This is a genomic window from Rhodospira trueperi (assembly GCF_900101965.1).
Lineage (GTDB): Bacteria > Pseudomonadota > Alphaproteobacteria > Rhodospirillales > Rhodospirillaceae > Rhodospira > Rhodospira trueperi.
In genome coordinates, this window is the sequence record NZ_FNAP01000001.1 from 170,106 (window position 1) to 189,441 (window position 19,336).

The 19,336-nt window shown below is 68.2% G+C and carries 16 protein-coding genes; 1 reads left to right on the forward strand and 15 read right to left on the reverse strand.

The genetic code is table 11. The features are described 5' to 3' along the window. Nucleotides 1-85: 85 nt before the first annotated feature. Nucleotides 86-616 carry a xanthine phosphoribosyltransferase gene (gpt, locus tag BLS85_RS00785; RefSeq protein ID WP_245699028.1) on the reverse strand — a complete coding sequence of 177 codons (531 nt, stop codon included), beginning with the start codon at nucleotides 614-616 and terminating at the stop codon, nucleotides 86-88. 139 nt (nucleotides 617-755) lie between these two features. Between gpt and BLS85_RS00790 the strand changes: the two genes are divergently transcribed. Continuing rightward, on the forward strand, nucleotides 756-2,354 hold the full coding sequence (locus tag BLS85_RS00790; RefSeq protein WP_092780660.1) for a gamma-glutamyltransferase family protein: 1,599 nt from the start codon (nucleotides 756-758) through the stop codon (nucleotides 2,352-2,354). Between the two features lie 111 nt (nucleotides 2,355-2,465). Here the strand turns inward: BLS85_RS00790 and trmFO are convergent, their stop codons facing one another. The 14 genes from trmFO to serS form a co-directional block, all read right to left on the reverse strand. Beyond that, nucleotides 2,466-3,836, reverse strand: coding sequence for a methylenetetrahydrofolate--tRNA-(uracil(54)-C(5))-methyltransferase (FADH(2)-oxidizing) TrmFO (gene trmFO / locus BLS85_RS00795; RefSeq protein WP_092780663.1), 1,371 nt, complete (start codon nucleotides 3,834-3,836; stop codon nucleotides 2,466-2,468). A 28-nt stretch (nucleotides 3,837-3,864) separates the two neighbouring features. After that, on the reverse strand, nucleotides 3,865-4,245 hold the full coding sequence (locus BLS85_RS00800; protein ID WP_092780665.1) for a hypothetical protein: 381 nt from the start codon (nucleotides 4,243-4,245) through the stop codon (nucleotides 3,865-3,867). A 40-nt stretch (nucleotides 4,246-4,285) separates the two neighbouring features. Further along, nucleotides 4,286-4,606, reverse strand: a complete 321-nt coding sequence (locus tag BLS85_RS00805; protein ID WP_092780668.1) for an STAS domain-containing protein — start codon at nucleotides 4,604-4,606, stop codon at nucleotides 4,286-4,288. 365 nt (nucleotides 4,607-4,971) lie between these two features. Next, on the reverse strand, nucleotides 4,972-7,668 hold the full coding sequence (gene topA / locus BLS85_RS00810; protein ID WP_092780671.1) for a type I DNA topoisomerase: 2,697 nt from the start codon (nucleotides 7,666-7,668) through the stop codon (nucleotides 4,972-4,974). A gap of 68 nt (nucleotides 7,669-7,736) precedes the next feature. Next, a complete protein-coding gene (gene dprA, locus BLS85_RS00815; RefSeq protein WP_092782052.1) occupies nucleotides 7,737-8,879 on the reverse strand; it encodes a DNA-processing protein DprA in 1,143 nt (380 codons plus the stop codon). A gap of 122 nt (nucleotides 8,880-9,001) precedes the next feature. Next, a complete protein-coding gene (locus BLS85_RS00820) occupies nucleotides 9,002-10,153 on the reverse strand; it encodes an ATP phosphoribosyltransferase regulatory subunit (protein WP_092780674.1) in 1,152 nt (383 codons plus the stop codon). A 205-nt stretch (nucleotides 10,154-10,358) separates the two neighbouring features. Then, nucleotides 10,359-11,789: a sensor histidine kinase gene (locus BLS85_RS00825; protein ID WP_092780677.1), complete on the reverse strand. Its 1,431-nt coding sequence runs from the start codon at nucleotides 11,787-11,789 to the stop codon at nucleotides 10,359-10,361. Nucleotides 11,790-11,794: 5 nt separating this feature from the next. Then, nucleotides 11,795-12,631 (reverse strand): PstS family phosphate ABC transporter substrate-binding protein, encoded by an 837-nt coding sequence (locus BLS85_RS00830; RefSeq protein WP_092780680.1) that lies wholly within the window; start codon nucleotides 12,629-12,631, stop codon nucleotides 11,795-11,797. Nucleotides 12,632-12,923: 292 nt separating this feature from the next. Further along, the gene (locus BLS85_RS00835) at nucleotides 12,924-14,483 is read right to left on the reverse strand and encodes a glycosyltransferase family 39 protein (RefSeq protein WP_092780683.1); all 1,560 of its coding nucleotides are present in this window, start codon (nucleotides 14,481-14,483) and stop codon (nucleotides 12,924-12,926) included. Continuing rightward, entirely contained in the window at nucleotides 14,480-15,448 is a 969-nt protein-coding gene (gene meaB / locus BLS85_RS00840; protein WP_092780685.1) for a methylmalonyl Co-A mutase-associated GTPase MeaB, read from the reverse strand. Before meaB ends, BLS85_RS00835 begins: the two co-directional genes overlap by 4 nt. An 88-nt stretch (nucleotides 15,449-15,536) precedes the next feature. Beyond that, nucleotides 15,537-16,529 carry a LysM peptidoglycan-binding domain-containing M23 family metallopeptidase gene (locus BLS85_RS00845; protein ID WP_092780689.1) on the reverse strand — a complete coding sequence of 331 codons (993 nt, stop codon included), beginning with the start codon at nucleotides 16,527-16,529 and terminating at the stop codon, nucleotides 15,537-15,539. Between the two features lie 46 nt (nucleotides 16,530-16,575). After that, entirely contained in the window at nucleotides 16,576-17,190 is a 615-nt protein-coding gene (locus BLS85_RS00850; protein WP_092782055.1) for a protein-L-isoaspartate(D-aspartate) O-methyltransferase, read from the reverse strand. 35 nt (nucleotides 17,191-17,225) lie between these two features. Beyond that, on the reverse strand, nucleotides 17,226-18,017 hold the full coding sequence (gene surE / locus BLS85_RS00855; RefSeq protein WP_092780692.1) for a 5'/3'-nucleotidase SurE: 792 nt from the start codon (nucleotides 18,015-18,017) through the stop codon (nucleotides 17,226-17,228). Continuing rightward, on the reverse strand, nucleotides 18,010-19,284 hold the full coding sequence (serS, locus tag BLS85_RS00860) for a serine--tRNA ligase (protein ID WP_092782058.1): 1,275 nt from the start codon (nucleotides 19,282-19,284) through the stop codon (nucleotides 18,010-18,012). Before serS ends, surE begins: the two co-directional genes overlap by 8 nt. Between the last annotated feature and the right edge of the window lie 52 nt (nucleotides 19,285-19,336).

The following is a 19,336-nucleotide window of genomic DNA, read 5'->3' on the forward strand; positions in this document are numbered from 1 at the left end:
CCGCCCTATTGTCGTCAGGGCCATCTTGAGAGGCCACATCTTTTTTTGAATAAGTATCAGTCTCAATCGAGGGGGCCCGCAGGCATCAAGCCCCCTTTGATGGTCCCGCGTGGTGGCGCGCCAACGGTTCGTTGGGCTTCAGTTCGGCGTCCCAGGGGAACAGCAGCCAGAGTTCACTCTGAACGGGGACGGCGAACAGGTCCACGGCGGCCTGTCCTTCCGGCTTGGCGTAAACCGTCGCGATGGTGGCGCGAGGCAGCAGATTGCGGACCACACTGGCGGTCACGCCGGAATCGACCAAGTCGTCGATCACCAGCCAGTTGTCGCCGTCGCCGACGAGGTCGGTGTCCACGCCTTTGAGCATGCGGGGCGCGCCCTGGGCGCGGTCGTCGTAGCTGGCGACGCTGACCGCCTCGACGGTGCGAATGTCCAGTTCGCGGGCGATGATGCAGGCGGGGATCATGCCGCCCCGGGCAATGGCGATGATACCGTCATAGCGGTGGTGTTCGGCGATGATCCGCTGGGCCAGCACCCGGGTGTCCCGGTGAAAGATCTCCCACGGGATCGGCATGTAGATGCTGTGGGTGTAGTCGTTCGCCATGGCGCTGTGTTCCATCAGGGCGGGGCGTTCCTTCCTTACTCCGGGGCGTGGGGCCGGGCAACCGCTTCGGCCGTCAACTCGGCTCTGGACGGAAGCGGATGCGATCCCGCATACAGGGGATGTCTTCCGTACGCCAACGAATGGACCCGGGTCGATGCTGCATACCCTGACGGCCGTGCGCGGCATGGTGACGGCGCCGCACCACTTGGCGGCACAGGCGGGGCTGCGGGTGCTGCGCGAGGGCGGAAACGCCATCGAGGCCATGGTGGCCTGCGCGGCGACCTGCGCGGTCGTGTATCCGCACATGAACGGGCTGGGCGGGGATGCGTTCTGGCTGATGGCCCGGCCGGGGCGGCCCGCGCTGTCCATTGAGGCCGCGGGCGCCGCCGGTCGCGCGGTCACGGCTGATCTCTACCGGTCGCGAGGGCTGGAGGGGGTCCCCGTGCGAGGTCCGCTGGCGGCCAACACGGTGGCCGGCGCGGTCTCCGGGTGGTCATCGGCGCTGGAGATGAGCGCGCGTCACTGGGATGGATCGTTGCCGCTGGCGCGGTTGCTGGAGGACGCCATCCACTACGCCGAGTCGGGCTGTCCGGCGGCGACCTCCCTCGTTCGCGCGACCGAAAGGGTGGGCGACCAAGTGACGGGCCTGCGCAACTTCGCCGATCTGTTCCTTGACGGGGGACACCCGCCCGCCCCCGGCGCGCGGCGGCGCAACCCGGCCCTGGCCGCGACTCTGAGGGGTTTGGTCGAGCGCGGCCTGGATGACTTCTATCGCGGCCAGATCGGTCGGGCGGTCGCGGCCGATCTGAAGGCCCTGGGGAGCCCGTTGCTGTCGGACGATCTGGCGGGGCATCGGTCGGCGCGGCGCCGGCCGTTGGCCCTGAGGTTGGCGCACGGCACGGTCTACAACACCCAGCCACCGACCCAGGGCCTGTCCTCGCTGATGATCCTGGGCCTGTTCGAGCGTCTCGGGGTCGCCGAGGCCGAGGGATTCGACCATATCCACGGCCTGATCGAGGCGGCCAAGGTCGCGTACACGCTCCGCAACCGGCATGTGACTGATCCGCGCTACATGGCCGTGCACGCGGGCACGTACCTGACGGACACCATGCTGGACCAGGGGGCGGCCGGGATCGACCGCCGCCGCGCCGCGCCGTGGCCGGCGGCCGACCGGATCGGGGACGGCGATACCGTTTGGATGGGCTGTATCGACGGCGCCGGCCGGGCCGTGAGCTGCATCCAGAGCCTGTATCACGATTTCGGCTCGGGCGCGGTGCTGACTGACACCGGGATCGTTTGGCAGAACCGGGGCACGAGCTTCCAGCTTGATCCGGACAAGCCCAATGCGCTGATCCCGGGGCGGCGCCCGTTCCATACCCTGAACCCGCCCATCGCGCGGCTGAACGACGGCTCCATGATGGTCTACGGCACCATGGGCGGCGATGCCCAGCCGCAGGTGCAGGCGGAGATCTTCACCCGCCATGTGCTGTTCGGGCAGCCGCTCCAGGCCGCCGTGACCGCGCCGCGCTGGATGCTCGGCCGTACCTGGGTGGGCCGCCCCGACGACGTGAAGATCGAAAACCGGGTGGACCCGGCGGTGATCGCGGCGCTGGAGGCGGCCGGGCACACGGTGTCGCGGTTAGAGGCGTTCGACGAGGTCACCGGTCACGCCGGCGCCATCGTGCGCCGGCCCGATGGCGTGTTGGAGGGGGCGGCGGACCCGCGCGCGGATGGGGTGGTGGCGGCGTTCTGAGCGGACGGAACCGGCCCCGTCCGCGAGATCACTCACGCAGCCCTGTAGGTTGGGGTGAGCGGAGCGAACCCCAACACCGGACGGGTGTGTTGGGGTTCGGCGCGTCGCGCCTCACCCCAACCTACGGTTAGGCAACCTCATCCACCCGGCCAGATCCTCCAGCGCCCGCCGTCCGTACACCGCCTTGCGGTCGCGGCCGCGCAGCTTGCGCTTGCCCACCCGGGTCAGCTCCGGGGGCAGCTCCGGGAACAGACCGAAGTTGACGTTCATGGGCTGGAACGTCTCGGCGTGGGCCGGGTTGGTGATGTGGTTCAGCAAGGCGCCCAAAGCCGTCGTGCCCGGCGGTGGCATGACCGCCTCGCCCCATGCCTCGGCGGCCGTGAACAGCCCGGCCAGAAGGCCCACGGCGGCGCTTTCCACATAGCCCTCGCAGCCCGTCACCTGCCCGGCAAAACGAACCCAGGGCCTGCTCTTCAGGCGCAGCGTGCCGTCCAGCAGGCGCGGACTGTTCAGGAACGTGTTGCGGTGGATGCCGCCCAGGCGGGCGAACTCGGCCCGCTCCAGACCCGGGATCATGCGGAAGATGCGCGCCTGCTCGCCGTGGCGCAGCTTGGTCTGAAAGCCGACGATATTGTACAGCGTGCCCAGCGCGTTGTCCTGGCGCAGTTGGACGATGGCGTGGGGCTTGCGGTCAGGGGCGCGCGGGTTGGTCAGGCCGACCGGCTTCATGGGGCCGTGGGCCAGCGTTTCGCGGCCGCGTTCGGCCATCACCTCGATGGGCAGGCAACCTTCGAAGTACGGTGTGCCCTCCCATTCCTTGAAGGCCACCGTTTCGGCGCTCAGCAGCGTGTCGATGAAGGCATCGTATTGGGCGCGGTCCATGGGGCAGTTGATGTAGTCCGAGCCCGAGCCCTTGTCATAGCGCGACTGGAACCACGCCACGTCCATGTCGATGCTGTCCCTGTGGACGATGGGGGCGATGGCATCGAAGAAGGCGAGGTGGTTCTCGCCGGTCTCGGCGCGGATCGCTTCGGCGAGAGCCGGCGACGTCAGCGGGCCGGTGGCGATGATCGTCGGGCCGTCGTCCGCGTCGGGCAAGGCGGTGATCTCGCCGCGCGTGACCGTGACGTTGGGGTGGCTCTCCAACGCGGCCTGGACATCACGCGAGAATGCCTCGCGGTCCACGGCCAGCGCGCCCCCGGCCGGCACCTTGTTGCGGTCGGCCGCCGCCATCACCAGGGAGTCCAGGCGGCGCATCTCCGCGTGCAGCAGGCCGACGGCGTTGCCCTCGGCATCGTCGGAGCGGAAGGAGTTAGAGCACACCAGTTCAGCCAGCCCGTCGGTGACGTGTGCGTCGGTCGCCCGGACGGGGCGCATCTCAGTGAGGGCAACGGCAAGGCCCCGCCGGGCACACTGCCACGCCGCCTCGCTGCCCGCGAGGCCGCCGCCGATGATCTGAACCGCGAGGTGCTGGGCGCTCATGGGCGCCGGCCGGCCGGACGGGCTGCTGTCACGGTCGCAGGCACTCCGCCTGTTCCTCGGACAGGGCCAACACCTGGGCGGTGAACCGTCCGGTGCGGCGATTGGACGCCGAAACCATAATCTCGATGGGGTCGCAGTCGCGCGGTTCCGACTCGACCAGTTCCAACGTGGCCCGCTGTCCCTTTGGCGGAAGCGGAGCGCGTTCCCCGGCGAAGGGGGGAATCGCCAGAGCCCCGGAGACCACATCGGCGTCGGTGTCGAGGACGCTGACAAGACACGGCATCCCGTTCAGTCGCGCTCGCACTGCCGTTCGGCCATGCGTGGTCGGCTGGCCGGCGCCGGCCATGGGATCGTCCGATCCGGATTCGTTGCTGTCCCGGTGTCCCGACAGATGTGCAAAGACATCCATGGTTTGCTTCCCCCCCCGGTTCCGCTCCGCCCCGCAAACGTCAGGCCGCTTCTGAGGTCCGGCCGTCCTCCAGAACGAAAAGCTCGGTGACGTGGGCCTGTTCCAAGATCGACCACACGGCCGGTTCGACGCATCGAAGCGTGAGCGAGCACTCGCGCTGTTCCGCCACTTCCTGGCTCATCAGTAGCATGCCGATTCCGCTGGAGTCGATGAACGGAACCTCGGCGAGATCCAGAACGTAACTCTGCGCCCCGGTCGCCCGCATGTGATCCAGAACGTCGTTGAACCGGCCGAAGGCCGTGTGCGTCAACGCGCCGGACAGATGCACCACGGCGGTGTTGTCCTGTTGCTTTAGAATCATGCCATCATCCCTGTCACCACACGGTGCCGGTGATCGCGTTTCCTCCCAACGAGAACGTGCCTGGGTCTCTTGTGGACCGTGACGATCCTTTTTTGACCGCTTTTCGTGCCCGCTGGCAACGTGTTCCTTGGTGATACCCGATTCTCGAAGGAACGTATACTCCTCCAAAAGAATGAGACGAACTTAACGTGGGAATATTCCATGAAAAGGTCCTGCACGCTTGACCGCACAACTCATGCAGGGCGAAGCGGCCGAAGGCATTCATGGCTTCAACCGACAGATACAGGTATTTCGGGCTTCGCATGCGCCCGTGACCACGCCTCGCCAACCCTGAGTCGGAACGAGTCCGGGTCGATCCGTCGGGCCTATCGGGCGGAGGCCGTCTTGCGGGAGGAACTCTTGGTGGCGGTTTTACGCCCGCTTCCAGTGTCCTTGGCGGGTCCCTTGGACGTGGTTCGCCCGGCCTTGCCGCCGGAGTCCGTCTTGGCGGCGTCCTTTTCGGCCTTCAGCCGGATCAGTTCAATGGCGCGGTCCAGGGTCAGGCCGTCGATGTTCTCGCGGTCGGCCTTCAGCAGCGAGGCGCGGGCCTTGCCGTGCTCGACATAGGGGCCGAAGCGGCCGTCCTTCAGCGTGACCGGCTTGCCGTCGGTAGGATGGTTGCCCAGCGCCCGGGCGGCCATGCGCTTGCGTCCGCCGCCCTGTTGCGCCAGCAGATCGACCGCCCGGTTCAGCCCGATGGTCAGCACGAGAAGCGGGTCGTCGTCCTTCGGGAGCGACTTATAGCCGTCGTTGTGCTTCAGGTAGGGACCGAATCGACCCAGGCCGGCCTGAATCATGGCGCCGTCTTCGGGGTGCGGCCCGACGTCGCGCGGCAGGGCCAGCAGGCCCAACGCCACCTGAAGGTCAACGCGGGCGGCGTCCAGCCCCTGCGGCAGCGAGGCGCGCGGCGGCTTCGGACCCATCTTGGGCTTGCCGGTCTTGGTCTCACCGATCTGCTCCTGTTCGCCCAACTGGACGTACAGCCCGTACGGTCCCTTGCGCAGCGTCACCGGCTTGCCCGTCTCCGGATCGGTGCCCAATTCGCGCGGGCCGGCGGCCAGATCCTCGGCCCCGCCGTCATCGTTTGCGGTGGCCACAAGCTGGCGCGTGTAGCGGCATTCGGGATAGTTCGAGCAGCCGATGAAGGCACCGAACTTGCCGATTCGGAGTCCCAGCCGGCCGTCGCCGCACGTCGGACAGGCGCGCGGGTCGGCGCCGCCGTCCTCGGGCTCGGGGAACAGGTGCGGGCCCAGTTCCGCGTCCAGAGCATCCAGCACATTGGCGACGCGCAGACCTTGGATCTGGTCGACCGCCGCCTTGAAATCGGTCCAGAACTCGCGCAGCACCGCCCGGTATCCCAGGGCACCGGCCGAGATCTCGTCCAACTTGTTCTCAAGGTCGGCGGTGAACGAGTACTCCACGTAGCGGGCGAAGAAGTTCTCCAGGAACGCCGTGACGATGCGGCCCCGGTCCTCCGGCACGAATCGGCGGCTTTCCAGCTTCACGTACTCGCGATTCTGCAACACCGACAGGATGCTGGCGTAGGTGGAGGGGCGGCCGATGCCCAACTCCTCCATCCTCTTGACCAGACTGGCCTCGGTGAAACGCGGCGGCGGCTGGGTAAAGTGCTGTTCGGCCTTCACCTCGCGCCGGTCCACGGCGTCGCCTTCCTTCATTGGCGGAAGCAGGCGGTTGGAGTCGTCGTCGCCCTCCGCCGAATCGTCGCGGTCCTCAAGGTACACCTTCAGGAAGCCGTCGAAGGTGACCACCGAGCCGTTGGCCCGCAGCACCGCGCGGCCGTCGGCCGCCGTCAGATCGACCGCGACCTGATCCAGTTCGGCGCTGGCCATCTGGCTGGCGATGGTGCGCTTCCAGACCAGTTCATAGAGCGACAGTTGTTCCTTGCTGAGGTAGGGCGCCACCATGGCCGGGGTGCGGCCGGGATCGGTGGGGCGAATGGCCTCGTGCGCTTCCTGGGCGTTCTTGGCCTTGGTCTTGTACATGCGGGGCGCGTCCGGCACGTAGCGGCCGCCGAAGTCGCGCTCGATGGTGGCGCGGGTGGCGTGGATGGCCTCGGGCGCCATCTGCACGCCGTCGGTTCGCATGTAGGTGATCAGGCCGACCGTCTCGCCGCCCAGGGTGATGCCCTCGTAGAGGCGCTGGGCGACGCTCATGGTGCGCGAGGCGGAGAAGTACAGCTTGCGGGACGCCTCCTGCTGAAGGGTCGAGGTGGTGAAGGGCGGCGCCGGGTGGCGTTTCGCGGTCTTGCGTTCGACCTTGCCGACGCTGAACGACGTGCCGGTGATGGCGGCCTCGGCCGCGCGCGCGGCGGTCTCGTCGGGCAGCCCGTACTTGTCCAGCTTCTTGCCGTCCAGGTGGGTCAGGCGGGCGGTGAAGGTCTGGCCACCGCCGGCCGTCGTGGTGGCCATCAAGGCCTCGACGGTCCAGTACTCGCGCGCCTTGAAGCGCTCGATCTCCGCCTCGCGGTCGCAGATCAGGCGCAGCGCCACCGACTGCACGCGGCCGGCCGAGCGGCTGCCGGGCAGCTTGCGCCACAGCACGGGCGAGAGCGTGAATCCCACCAGATAGTCCAGCGCGCGCCGGGCCAGATAGGCCTCGATCAGCTCCTGGTGCAGGTCACGCGGCGCCGCCATGGCGTCGTTGACGGCCGATTTGGTGATGGCATTGAAGGTGATGCGGTGAACCGGCTTCTCTCCCAGCACCTTGCGCTGGGCCAGCACGTCGCGGACATGCCAGGAGATGGCCTCTCCCTCGCGGTCGGGGTCGGTGGCCAGATAGAGCGCATCGGCCTTCCGGACCGCCTCGGTGATCTCGCGCAGGTGTTTTTCCGACTTCGGGTCCACATCCCATTTCATGGCGAAGTCCTGGTCCGGATCGACGGACCCATCCTTCGCCGGCAGGTCCCGGACGTGGCCGAACGACGCCAGCACCTTGAAGTCATCCCCAAGGTACTTGTTGATGGTCTTGGCCTTGGCCGGCGATTCCACAACGACAACGCGCATGAGCGACGGGCGCCTTTCATCCAGTCCGGACGTGAACCACCCCGCCGGGCGGACAGGACGCCGGCCGGTCAGGGCGTTGTCAGAAGCGCGACCCGCCCCCCCGGCAGGCGGTCCAGGCGGCCCGCCAGTTCCAGTTCGAGCAGGACGGTCGCGACGACGGATACGGACAATTGGCAGCCGCGAATGAGTTCGTCAACCGTCACCGGAACCGGACCGAGCGCCTCGACGATGATCTCGCGTGCCGCATCGACCTCTGCGTCCGGGGGCGGCGATGCTGGCCGGGCGCGGAATTCCGCCGCGTCCGGCTCCGCCAGCGGGGCGCGCAACAGGTCGGCGAGGCCCCTCAGCACGTCGTCGGCGGTTTCTGTCAAGGTGGCACCATCGCGCAACAGTCCGTTGGGACCGGCGGCGCGGGCATCCAGCGGAGAGCCGGGCACGGCGAAGACCTCGCGCCCCTGTTCGCCCGCCAGCCGGGCGGTGATCAGCGAGCCGGAGCGGCCCGCCGCCTCGACCACCACCACCCCCAGCGCCATGCCGGAGATGATTCGGTTGCGGCGGGGAAAGTGGCGGGCCTGAGGGGCCTCGCCCAGCGGCATTTCCGAGACCACCAGTCCCTGTTGCGTCAGGGCGTCGTAAAGCTCCTGGTTCTCGGGCGGATAGACCACGTCCACGCCCCCGGCCAACACCGCCGCCGTGGCGCCCCCCAGCGCCCCCCGATGCGCGGCGGTGTCGATGCCCCGGGCCATGCCGGAGACCACCAGCAGGTCGGCGCGGGCGAGATCCTGGGCCAGCCGATGCGCCAGCTTGCGCCCGTTCAGCGAGGCATTGCGGGCACCGACGATGGCCACGCCCGGCCGCTCCAGCAGGGCGACGTGTCCGCGCGCGAACAGCAGGGGCGGGCTGTCTTCCAGCGGGGCGAGGGTGCGCGGATAGCCCGGCGTTCCATGGGCCAGAACGGTGACCCCGGCCTTGCCCGCCGCCTCCAACTCCCGCTCGGCGGCGGACTTGGAACACACGCGCAGCGGCTTGCCGCGCCCGCCGCGCCGCGCCAGCGCCGGCAGGGACTCCAGCGCCGCCGCCGCCGTGCCGTACTGGCGCAGCAGCCGGTGGAAGGTGATTGGCCCCACATTCTCGCTGCGGATCAGCCGCAACCAGTCGCGCAGGTCGGAGTCGGACAAAGACATGGCGGGCGTGGCGGCAAGCGTGAGCATGCGTGCATGATGCCCCAGGAACAACCAAACGGCAATGGGGTTCATTCCGCCAATACGGTCTGGGCGTCCCCGGTACGACAATCCGGTGTTGCGTGGTCGACCGTGCGCGCCTGTCGTTTGGGTCAGTCCAAACCCTCGGGGCCACTCGCGCCAAGCAGATGGGTGCAGCCGAGACGACGCGCCTCAGCCGCCGGGTCGTCGGTGCCGTCCAGGGCATTAAGTACGATCCAGCCCTCGCGGCGCAGGCGGGCAGCGAGGGCGCGGTCGTGGCCGGGCGGAGCCAGACCTCGCGCCGGGGACGCGGCCGGGGGCACCGCATCCAGCACGGCGTCCATCATCAGGGTGAAGCCGGCGGAGGGCTCCGCCGAGTCCCCGGGTCCGGCACCGTAGCGTCCGCCGCGCGCCAGTTCGCCCCGTGCCCGGCGGGCGAAGACCGAAAAGCCGATGCCAGTGTAGTATTCGAAGCCCCGGCTTTCCAGCACGTCAACGGTCAGGGGCAGGCCGGGATGCGCGGACTCGATACGGGCCACCAAGCGGCCCAGGGCGGCCACCCGTTCGGCCGCTGGGTCTGGCAGGCCAAGCCCGCCGATCTCCGCCAGTGTTTCCTGCGCCGGGCCGGTGGCCTGGATCAGGGATACAAGAAGCCCGCCCAGGCCGGACGGTGCCAGGGTCCGCACCGCCGCCACGTCCTTGTGATCGACGGCGGCGCGAAGCTCCGCGTGGTGCTCGGCGTCCAGCCCGTGGGCGTCCACCAGGACCCCGAGAAGGGTCGGCAGGTTCAGGTCGAGGGTCAGGTCGGCGGCGCCAACGGCCTCTAGGGCCTCGGCCACCAGGACGATCACCTCCGCCTCTGCGGCCTCGCCAGTGGCGCCGATCAGTTCGGCGCCGACCTGGGTGAACTGGCGCTCCGGCCTCAGTTGCGTGCCGCGCACGCGCAGCACCTGCCCGGCGTAGCACAGCCTCAAGGGCCGTGGCGTCCGCGCCAGCCGGCTTGTGGCGATGCGGCCGATCTGCACCGTGAAGTCCGGGCGCACGGCCATCATGCGCTGTGACACCGGGTCCATGACCCGGAACGTGTCGCGGGTCAGGGCGGCGCCGGCCCCGGACAACAGTCCGTCCTCGAACTCGATCAGGGGCGGTTTGACGCGGTGGTAGCCATGGCCGGCGACGAAGGCCATGAGCTGTTCGACGATGTGCGCCTCGTGCTCGGCCCGGGGCGGCAGGACGTCACTCAGGCCGTTCGGCAACAGGGCGGCGTGCGGAATGTCGGTCATGGCGGGTCCGGCGTGGTCGGAAGGGGGGACCCGCTGTTTAGTCCCTTTGACGGGCGTTCGGCAAACCAAAATCCGGGGGAGAGGAAATCCGGAGCGATCCGCAACGGATCGCGACGACGATCTGTCTAAATGTCAAATAATGAGAGCGCGTTGCGTGATTCAGAATGCGCGCAACGCGCTCTAGAGCCGTGGCGGGAGCGGTGGCTTACGCCGGTCCTTCCGCGTTCTGCGCGTCGGGTCCTTGTGTTCCCCCTTTTGGACCATTGATCGGCAACGTAATCGTTGCCGTGGTGCCCGTGCCCTTGACGCTGGCGAGCCCGAAATGGCCGCCGTGCAACTCGACCAGGGCCTTCGACACGGGCAGCCCGAGGCCGGTGCCGAAGTGCTTCGTCGTCATGGGGTTTTCCACTTGCCGGAACGGCTCCATCGCATGCGTCAGTTCGTCTGTCGCCATACCGATCCCGGTGTCGGTGACCGTGACACGGACATGATCGCCGTCAAGCAAGTCGGCGGAGGCTGTCACTCGCCCATTCGGTGGCGTGAACTTGATGGCGTTCGACAGCAAGTTCAGCAACACCTGCTTGATCTTGACCTCATCGGCTCGAACCCGCGGCAGGTCGTCTGCCACAGACAGGGCCAGGGTCACGCCCGCATCGGCGGCGATGGTCTCCAGAACGCCGACACTGTCCTCAAGGAGGTCCGGCACCGAGACGAGCTCTGGCCGCAGCTCCATACGGCCAGCCTCCACCTTGGACAGGTCCAACATATTGTTGATGATGGACAATAGGTGATGTCCGCTTCGGTTGATGTCTCGCACATACTCGCTGTAATTGGGCTGTTCGATCTTGCCGAACACACCGCTTTCCATCATGTCGGCGAAACCAATGATGGCGGTGAGGGGTGTCCGGAGTTCATGGCTCATGGTGGCCAGGAAGGTGGACTTGCTCCGGTTCGCCACCTCTGCGTCTTTGCGCGCCTGCTCCAGCCGTCGCGCTGTTTCGGCAATATACTGGTATTGCGTATTCAGTTCGTTGTTGACGGCGGTCAGGCTGGCGGCTTGGCGGTGTGTCTTTTCGTGCGATCTGTGTATCGCGGCCAACGACTGCTCCAGGGAACGTTGCGGCAGCCTCCGCATGACCAGCCAGGACAGGGCACCGATCATTAGTCCGACGCCCATTGCGGCCATCGTTGAAAACAAGAGAGGCCACAGACTGGTGCCGACGCCGACCGAGCCCACCACCTCGCCGCGCACCAGGATGGGTCTGCGTTGCCACATCAGTGGCGGTGCAAGGTTGGGAGTGGTGTCGACGATGTGGACTCCGTTGGCGTCGCACACCTGTTGCCGAACCGCCGCGTTGGATTTGCCGGTCAACGTGATCAGGACCTTCAGATGTTCGACGGCGTATGGCCAGGCTTGGGGGCGGCCGTAGGCGTACCGGGCGATACGCTCCGCATTCAGTTGAGCCTTGAAGGCGAGATCGTTGTTCAGGGCCAAGTACCCCGATAGGGCATAGGCGACCGGCACCGCGACTGCCACCAACGCGCTGATGATGATCGACATCCGGCGCATCAGGTTCCGCGCCCGCTCCAGGGAATCGAAGACCTCCGAAGAAGTTCTGGCGGGATCTGCGGGCATGGGGATCACCGGATCGGAATGGCGCCGAGAGCGCGCAGATGCACTGCGGCGTCTTCCCCCTGCAGGAACGAGACGAAGGCCTTGGCCGCCTTCGAGGCATCGGAGCGGACGACCAGAACGAAGTCCTTGATGGGCGGGTAGTCACCGCTGGCCAGGGTTTCGGCCGATGGCACCAGCCCATCGATCATCACGGGATAGAGCGGTTGGTCCTCCGCGCGAAGTTGAAGCAGCGTTCCCGTGGTCAGGGACCCGGGCAGGGTCACCGCCAGTTCCAGGTTCTCCTGATCAGTTGCGGTGACCGGGACTTCGGGGCGGTCTCGGGCCTCGACCAGGGCTTGCCAGACCGACGGCAGTTCGGCCTCCAGCACATGATAGTCGGTTTCCGTGGGCGGTCGCAGGATGACATGCATCGGCGCGCCGTCCGGCCACATCGGGGACGGATCGGCGATCAGGGCCTTCAGAACCTGCGAGGTGACCTTGGCGCCGCCGGGCCGCGAGGTGATCAGTGCCACCGCCGTGCGTGCGAAGGGGACCTGAATCAGGGTCGAGCCCGCGCCCTCGTCCTCGCGCACGGGACGGCCGCTCACGCCGATATCGATGATCCGGTCGCGAACGGCGCGGATGCCGCCGCCGCTGCCCAGGCTTGGGAGGACGGTGACCGTCACATCGGGCCGGCTGGCGGCGTAATGTTCGCCGAGTTGACTAATGGCAGCGAGCGCCCCGCCGGTGCCGCCAACGCGGATCTCGGTTTCGGCAGCGGCTAGGGGGCCATGCGCGACGGCGCCGAAACAGAACAGAACCGTAAGGAAGGCGACCGGGAGCATCTTGATTTTGGGAGCCATGACACACCTCACCTCTTGCTACGGGAGCATGCCATTGAAGACAATATGATATCATGATCAGCGGCATTTATCGTGCGCAATCTTGCGCCAATTTGGCTTTTCCAATGTGCAGAGGCGTTCAGATATTGTGCAGTCATGCCGTGGTTTTTAGGTTGTTTCTCCGCGTTTTGATGAGACTGTTCCGTGATTAAGTGTCCTTTCGGCCGCCTGCCAAGTGTTCGGCCCTCCGTTCTTGAGGGCCGTCCGCCAGGGATTGACGCGCGGGATAAGGACTGCCGGAGGTCGCGTCCCGTCATCGGCACGTCCCCAATCCCTCCGTCAGCAGCACGAAGCCGAACGGGACGGTGCGATCCGGCGCGTGGGTGAGGGGCAGGTCGTGGACCTGAAACCGGGCCAGCCAGCCGTCCGGTGGGGCGGCGTCAAGCATGGGTTTCAGGGTGTCACGGATCGATTCCGGATCGAGTGTGCCGGTGCGCAAGGCTTCCGTCTCCGCCCGCGACAACAGGATCAGACAGGCGCCGTTTCCGGGCGGGTGCGGCGGGCGCCAGTCAGGGTAGTGACGGGCCACCATGCGGGCGTCGGGGAACGCCGGGCGCAAGTTGGCGCTCCAGTCCAGGTTGGCGGCCACGATGGTGCCGTCGGTGAACCCGGCCTCGCGGACGGCCTGGGCCGCGCGCTCGGCCGGCAGAAGCGACAGACAGCGGTCGCAGTGGCGCGGCTCGATCAAGACCCGGTCCACCACCGACCCCAGCGCGAACAGCACCGCCAGTCCGCCCAGCCCCCATCCCAGCGCGCGCCGACGCCACGGCGCCACGGCCAGGTCGCGCGACCCGACCCACAGCAGCGGGATGGCGGGCAGCACCATCGCCGCCGGCATCAGGTAGTGATAGCGCAGCCGGTCGCCGCCCCTGTCCAGCACGATCGCCAGAGTCAGGGCCATGGCGGCCGCGACGTAAGCAGCCAGCACCCGGTCCCATCGTGGAGTGGGGCGCGCGCCGCCTCTCCGCCACCAGGGCAGGAGCACCAGGATCAACACAAGAGGGGGCGCCATTGCCGCTAGCGGATCGGCCACGGTGTCGCTCAGCAGTCCGGCAAGCGCCTCCCCGGGAGCCACCCCGGCGCCGGTATCCGTGATGGTGGCGACGCGGTCGGGCAGACTCACATCCTGCTCCTGTCTCCACACCAGATGCCCGGGCAGCGCTAGCAGGGGTGCGATGGACACCAGGAGAACGCGCCGGTTGAACAGCCGGGCGCGCGTCGCGGGGTCCACCAATGCGCCCAACAACAAGGCCAGCGCGAACACGGCCATGGTGTACTTGGACAGCAGGGCCAACGCCAAGGCTCCGCCCACGGCCAGGTAACGCATCGCCGTCGGGCGCTCGACCATGCAGACCACGGTCCACAGCAGCAGAGCCGTGGTGGTCAGCAGCAGCGTTGTATGGGTGAAATGCCGCGCGCCCTCGAACCCGAACAGGGCCGTGCCGGCCATGCCGGCCACGGCCCCGGCGGCGAGGGCACCGTCTCCGCCGGCCATGCGGCGGATCGCGTCGTACAGCGCCAGGACCCCGACCCCGACGATGCTCCAGCGCAGAAGGATGGCGCCGGCCAGCGAGGGGCCGGTGGCCTCGAACAGCGCCATCTCCAGCCAGTTGTAGAGCGGCGGCTGTTCGGGATCGTAGCCCCAGGCCCAGCCCTGGGCGAAGACCATGCTTTCCAGGTCGTCACGGGCGAGGCCACTGGACCACGCCAGCGTCAGCCCGACGTGCAGCGCGAGCAGTCCTACGGCCAGTCCCCAGCGTGCCGGCCCATTGGCGAGGGGGCCACCGACGGGACCCGGTTCCGTCCGGTTCACCTGCTCGCGCCCAAGCGCTCGGCGATCTCGGCCAGACGCGCGAACGGACTCTCTCCCTTCGCCAGCGACAACCGGCCGGCGCGGCGCAGGCCTTCGCGGCCGAAGCGCTCGCGGACGAAGTCCTCCAGCCAGGCTTCGGCCTGATGATGGCGGGTCTCGGAGCGCCGGCCGTCCGTGTCCAGGTGGCCGGCGTGCGCGGCGATCGCATTCATCAGCTCCTCGATGCCCTGGAGGCGCGAGGCCGACAGCTTGAGCACCGGCACATCCCACTTGTCCCAATGCTCGCCCAGGCTGAGCGCGCCGACCACATCGGCGCGAGCGCGCTCGGCGGCCGCCCCCATGTCGGCCTTGGTCACGGCGATGATGTGCGGGATCTCGGCGATTCCCGCCTTCATGTACTGAAGGCTGTCGCCGGACCCCGGCTGGACGCAGAACAGGACGGTGTCGGCGACGCTGACGATCTCGGTCTCGGACTGGCCGACGCCCACCGACTCCACGATGACGATGTCGTACAAGGCGCGCATCAGAACCATCGCCGCCGTGGTCAGGCCGGCCAGCCCGCCCAGGTGATCGCGCGCGGCCATGGAGCGGACGAAGACCCCCTGGTCGTCCGGATCGTTCTTCAGCCGCGTGCGGTCGCCCAGCAGGGCGCCACCGGACCGCCGCGACGAGGGATCGACGGCAATGATGCCCACGGTCTTGCCCTCGCGTCGCCACACGGCGATGAGGGTATTCAGCAGCGTGGACTTGCCGACGCCGGGCGGGCCCGTGATCCCCAACACATGGGCGCGCGGGGCCTGATGGGCAGCGGTCAGGAGGTCGGCGGTCGGACCGGCGTCCGGGCTGCTCTCCAGCAGCGCCAGCGCCCGCGCCAGGGCGGCCTTGCCCCCGGCCGCGATGGCCTCCAGGGTCAAGGCGTCCAGAGGGCTGGCGGTGGTGGACTGCTCTGTGGTGGGCTGCGCCATGATTCAGGTCTCTCCGAATGGTCGAGTGCCAGGGTTCGTGTTTAGGGGACGAACCGAAGTGTCGTCAACGCGGGTGGTCGACATGTGCCTACGCACGCGGTTTCAGGCGTGGGCGCGGATCCACAGGCCGGCCGTCCCGGCGGATCTCGAAGTGGACCATGGGTCGGCCCGTGGCGGTGGTTTGCCCTGTCTCGCCCAGCGGCTGACCGCGCCGGACCACCTGTCCGCGTTCGACCCGGGGGGCCGCCGTGTGGCCGTAAGCGGTCACCCAGCCGTCGGCATGGCGGATCAGCACAAGCGTGCCATAGCCGGGGATGGCGTCGCCAATATAGGTCACCACGCCGTTTTCGGCGGCGCGGATCGGGGTTCCGGCCGGCGCGCCGATATCGACGCCGTCGTTGTGCCGTCCGGCGTCGTCGGGACCGAAGCCGGCGATGATCTCGCCGTCCACCGGCCACAGGAACAGATCGCCCGCGCGTGGAGGCGGCTCGGCGCCCGGGACCGCCCGTCGCGCCTGCGCGGCCGACGGCAGCGTCGGCGCGGGTGGAGGCGGTGCGGCCGCCATCTGATTCGGAAAAACGGCGGGGCGGACGTCAACCGGTTCGGGTTCCGAGGCCGCCGGGATGACCAAGGACTCTCCAACCCGGATAACGTAGGGTGGGGCTAGGCCGTTGGCGTTGGCGATGGCGGCCACCGAGGGGCCATAGCGACGCGACAGGGCGTACAGGGTCTCATCGGGGGCCACCGTGTGGACCCGCTGCGCCGGCAGGGTCAGCACCTGCCCGGGTCGGACCTCGAACGGGGGCTCAAGGCCGTTGGCGAGGATGATGGCGCGGGTCGGCACGCCGAGGCGTCTGGAGACGGAATAAACGGTGTCTCCGGGCGCGACCACCACACTGCGGGCCTGGGTCGGATTGCCCTGATAGCGCGGCGCGGGGGCCGGTGTGCCCTGGACGTGGGACGGTGCGGCCGGGTAGGGGCTGTCGCGCCACCCCCGGTCACACCCGACCGATCCCAGCATCAGGCCGGTCAGGGCACTGACAACCAGAACGCGGCGAAAGGGTGGAGGCGTGGGCTTCATGGCGTCACTCTATCGCCCATGACCGGGCGAGGCCAGATGCCGTCCGTCAGGTGTCCGGATCGTGATCCGGAACGCCGTCCAGAAGGGGCACGAAGCGGACGGCCAGGAGTCGCTCGGTGTGCAGCCTGTGATTGGATCGCGTCACCCGCATCACCCATTGCTGATCGGCATCGCCCACCGGCAGCACCATGACACCGCCGTCGTCAAGCTGGTCGGCAAGGCCTTCCGGGATCTGTCGCGCCGCCGCCGTGACCATGATTCGGGTAAACGGCGCTTGTTCCGGCCATCCCTTCATACCGTCGCCGTGGCGGGTCACGATGTTGGTCAGGGACAGATGCTTGAAGCGTGCTTCCGCCTGGGCCAGCAGGGGCGCGTGCCGCTCCACCGTGTAAACCCGCCGCGCCACCTTTGACAGCACCGCCGCCTGATAGCCGGAGCCGGTGCCGATCTCCAGAACCTTGTCGCGCGGCCCAAGGGTCAGGTACTGGGTCATCAGACCGACCACCAGAGGCTGGCTGATCGTCTGGCCGCAGTCGATGGGCAGCGCCCGGTTGTCGTAGGCATGCTCCAGGAACGGGTCGGAGACGAACACCTCGCGCGGCACCGTCTCCAGCGCCGACAGCACGCGCGTGTCCGTCACCCCCGTGCGCCGCAGGTCCATCAGCAGGCGGATCTTGTGGTCGTGGGCGCCGCCGTTCAAAAGACGTTCCTCATGGCATCGAGGGTTGCGGGATCGGTCAGGTCGATACACAGCGGCGTGACCGAGACAAAGCCCTCGGCAATGGCGTGCAGGTCGGAGCCCTCGCCCTCCAGGCCGCGCACTTGCTCGACGCCGATCCACACGTAGGGCCGACCGCGCGGATCGACCCGCTCGACCATGTTCTCGGAAAACCGGCTGGAACCGATCCGCTTGCCCTGGGGCGTGACCCGGATGCCCTGGACCTTGTCCACGGGCCGATCCGGGAAGTTGACGTTGACCAGCACGTCACGGCTCCAGGGCGCGGCACAGGCGCGGCGAATCACGTCGCCGGCCAGGGTCTCCCCCGTTGCCCACGGCCAGGCCTCGGGGTTCGATCCCTGCTGCGACAGCGCCATGGAGCGGATGCCCAGCAAGGTGCCCTCCATGGCCACGGCGACGGTGCCCGAATAGGTGATGTCCTCGCCCATGTTGGAGCCGCGATTGAACCCGGACAGCACAAGGTCGGGGCGGCGGTCGGGCAGGAACAGCTTGACCGCCATCAGAACACAGTCCGTGGGCGTGCCGCGCACCGCGACATGACGCGGCCCACGCCAGTCATAACGGATCGGGTCGTGCAGGGTCAGCGAATGGCCGGCGCCGCTCTGCTCGGTCTCCGGGGCCACCACCCACACATCGTCCGACAGGGTCCGCGCCACGCGCTCCAGCGCGGCGAGGCCGGGCGCGTCGATGCCGTCATCGTTGGAGACCAGAATACGGGCCTTGGATAGATCGGGGATCGGTTCAAACATCGGGACGCAGCACCTCCAGGCCGCCCATGTAGGGCTTCAGGGCGTCGGGCACCGTCACTGACCCGTCGGCCCGCTGATAATTCTCCAGCACGGCCACCAGGGTGCGGCCCACTGCCAATCCGGAGCCGTTCAGGGTGTGGACGTGTGCCGTGCCTTTCCCCTCGGTGGGACGGAAGCGCGCGTCCATGCGTCGCGCCTGGAAGGCGCCGGTGTTGGAGCACGAGGAGATTTCTCGGTAGCGGCCGGCGCCGGGCAGCCAGACCTCGATATCGTGGGTGCGGTGCGCGGCGAAGCCTAGGTCGCCTGTGCACAGCGCCACGGTGCGGAAGGGCAGGTTCAGGCGCTTCAGGACCTCCTCGGCGCAGGCGGTCTTGCGGTCGAGTTCGGCCCGGGACTGGTCGGGGTGGACGATGCTGACCAGTTCGACCTTCTCGAACTGGTGCATGCGGATCATGCCGCGCGTGTCCTTGCCGGCGGCGCCGGCCTCGGACCGGAAACACTGTGTGAACGCCGTGAAGCGCAGGGGCAGGGTGGCCTCGTCCAGGATCTGACCGCCGACCATGTTGGTCAGGGTGACCTCGGCGGTGGGGATCAGCCAGAAGCCGCCGTCCACCTTGAACAGGTCCTCGGCGAACTTGGGCAACTGCGCGGTGCCGAACAGGGCCTCGTCGCGCACAAGGGCCGGCGTATTGATCTCGGTGTAACCGTGCTCCGACGTGTGCAGATCCAGCATGAACTGGGCCAACGCCCGTTCCAGGCGGGCCACCTGCCCCTTCAGGATCACGAACCGCGTGCCGGACTGGCGGGCGGCGGTCTCGAAGTCCATGCCCAGCGGCGCGCCGATGTCGAAGTGCTCCCGGGGGTCGAAATCGAACGTGCGCGGTTCGCCCCATCGCCGGAGTTCGAGATTGTGGTCCTCGTCCGGCCCGTCGGGCACGTCGTCGTCGGGCGTGTTGGGCAGGGTGGACAACACCTCCCGAAGGTCGGCGTCGGCGGCCGCATTCTCGCCCTCGATCTCGGCCATGCGGGTCTTGATGCTGGCCACCTCGTCCATCAGGGGCTGGGCGTCGCCGCCTTCCTTCTTGACCTTGCCGATGGACTTCGAGACCTCGTTGCGCCGCGCCTGAAGCGTGTTCAACTCGGTCTGCGAGGTCCGCCGGGTCTCATCCCGCGCCAGCAAGCGCGCGGACAACGGCGCAAGGCCGCGCCGGGTCAGGCCGGTGTCGAAGGCGTCGGGGTTGTCTCGGATCCACTTGATGTCATGCATCGGTCGTTCCGTTGGTTCGGTGATGGACGGCGGCGCGAGGTTCACGGTGCGG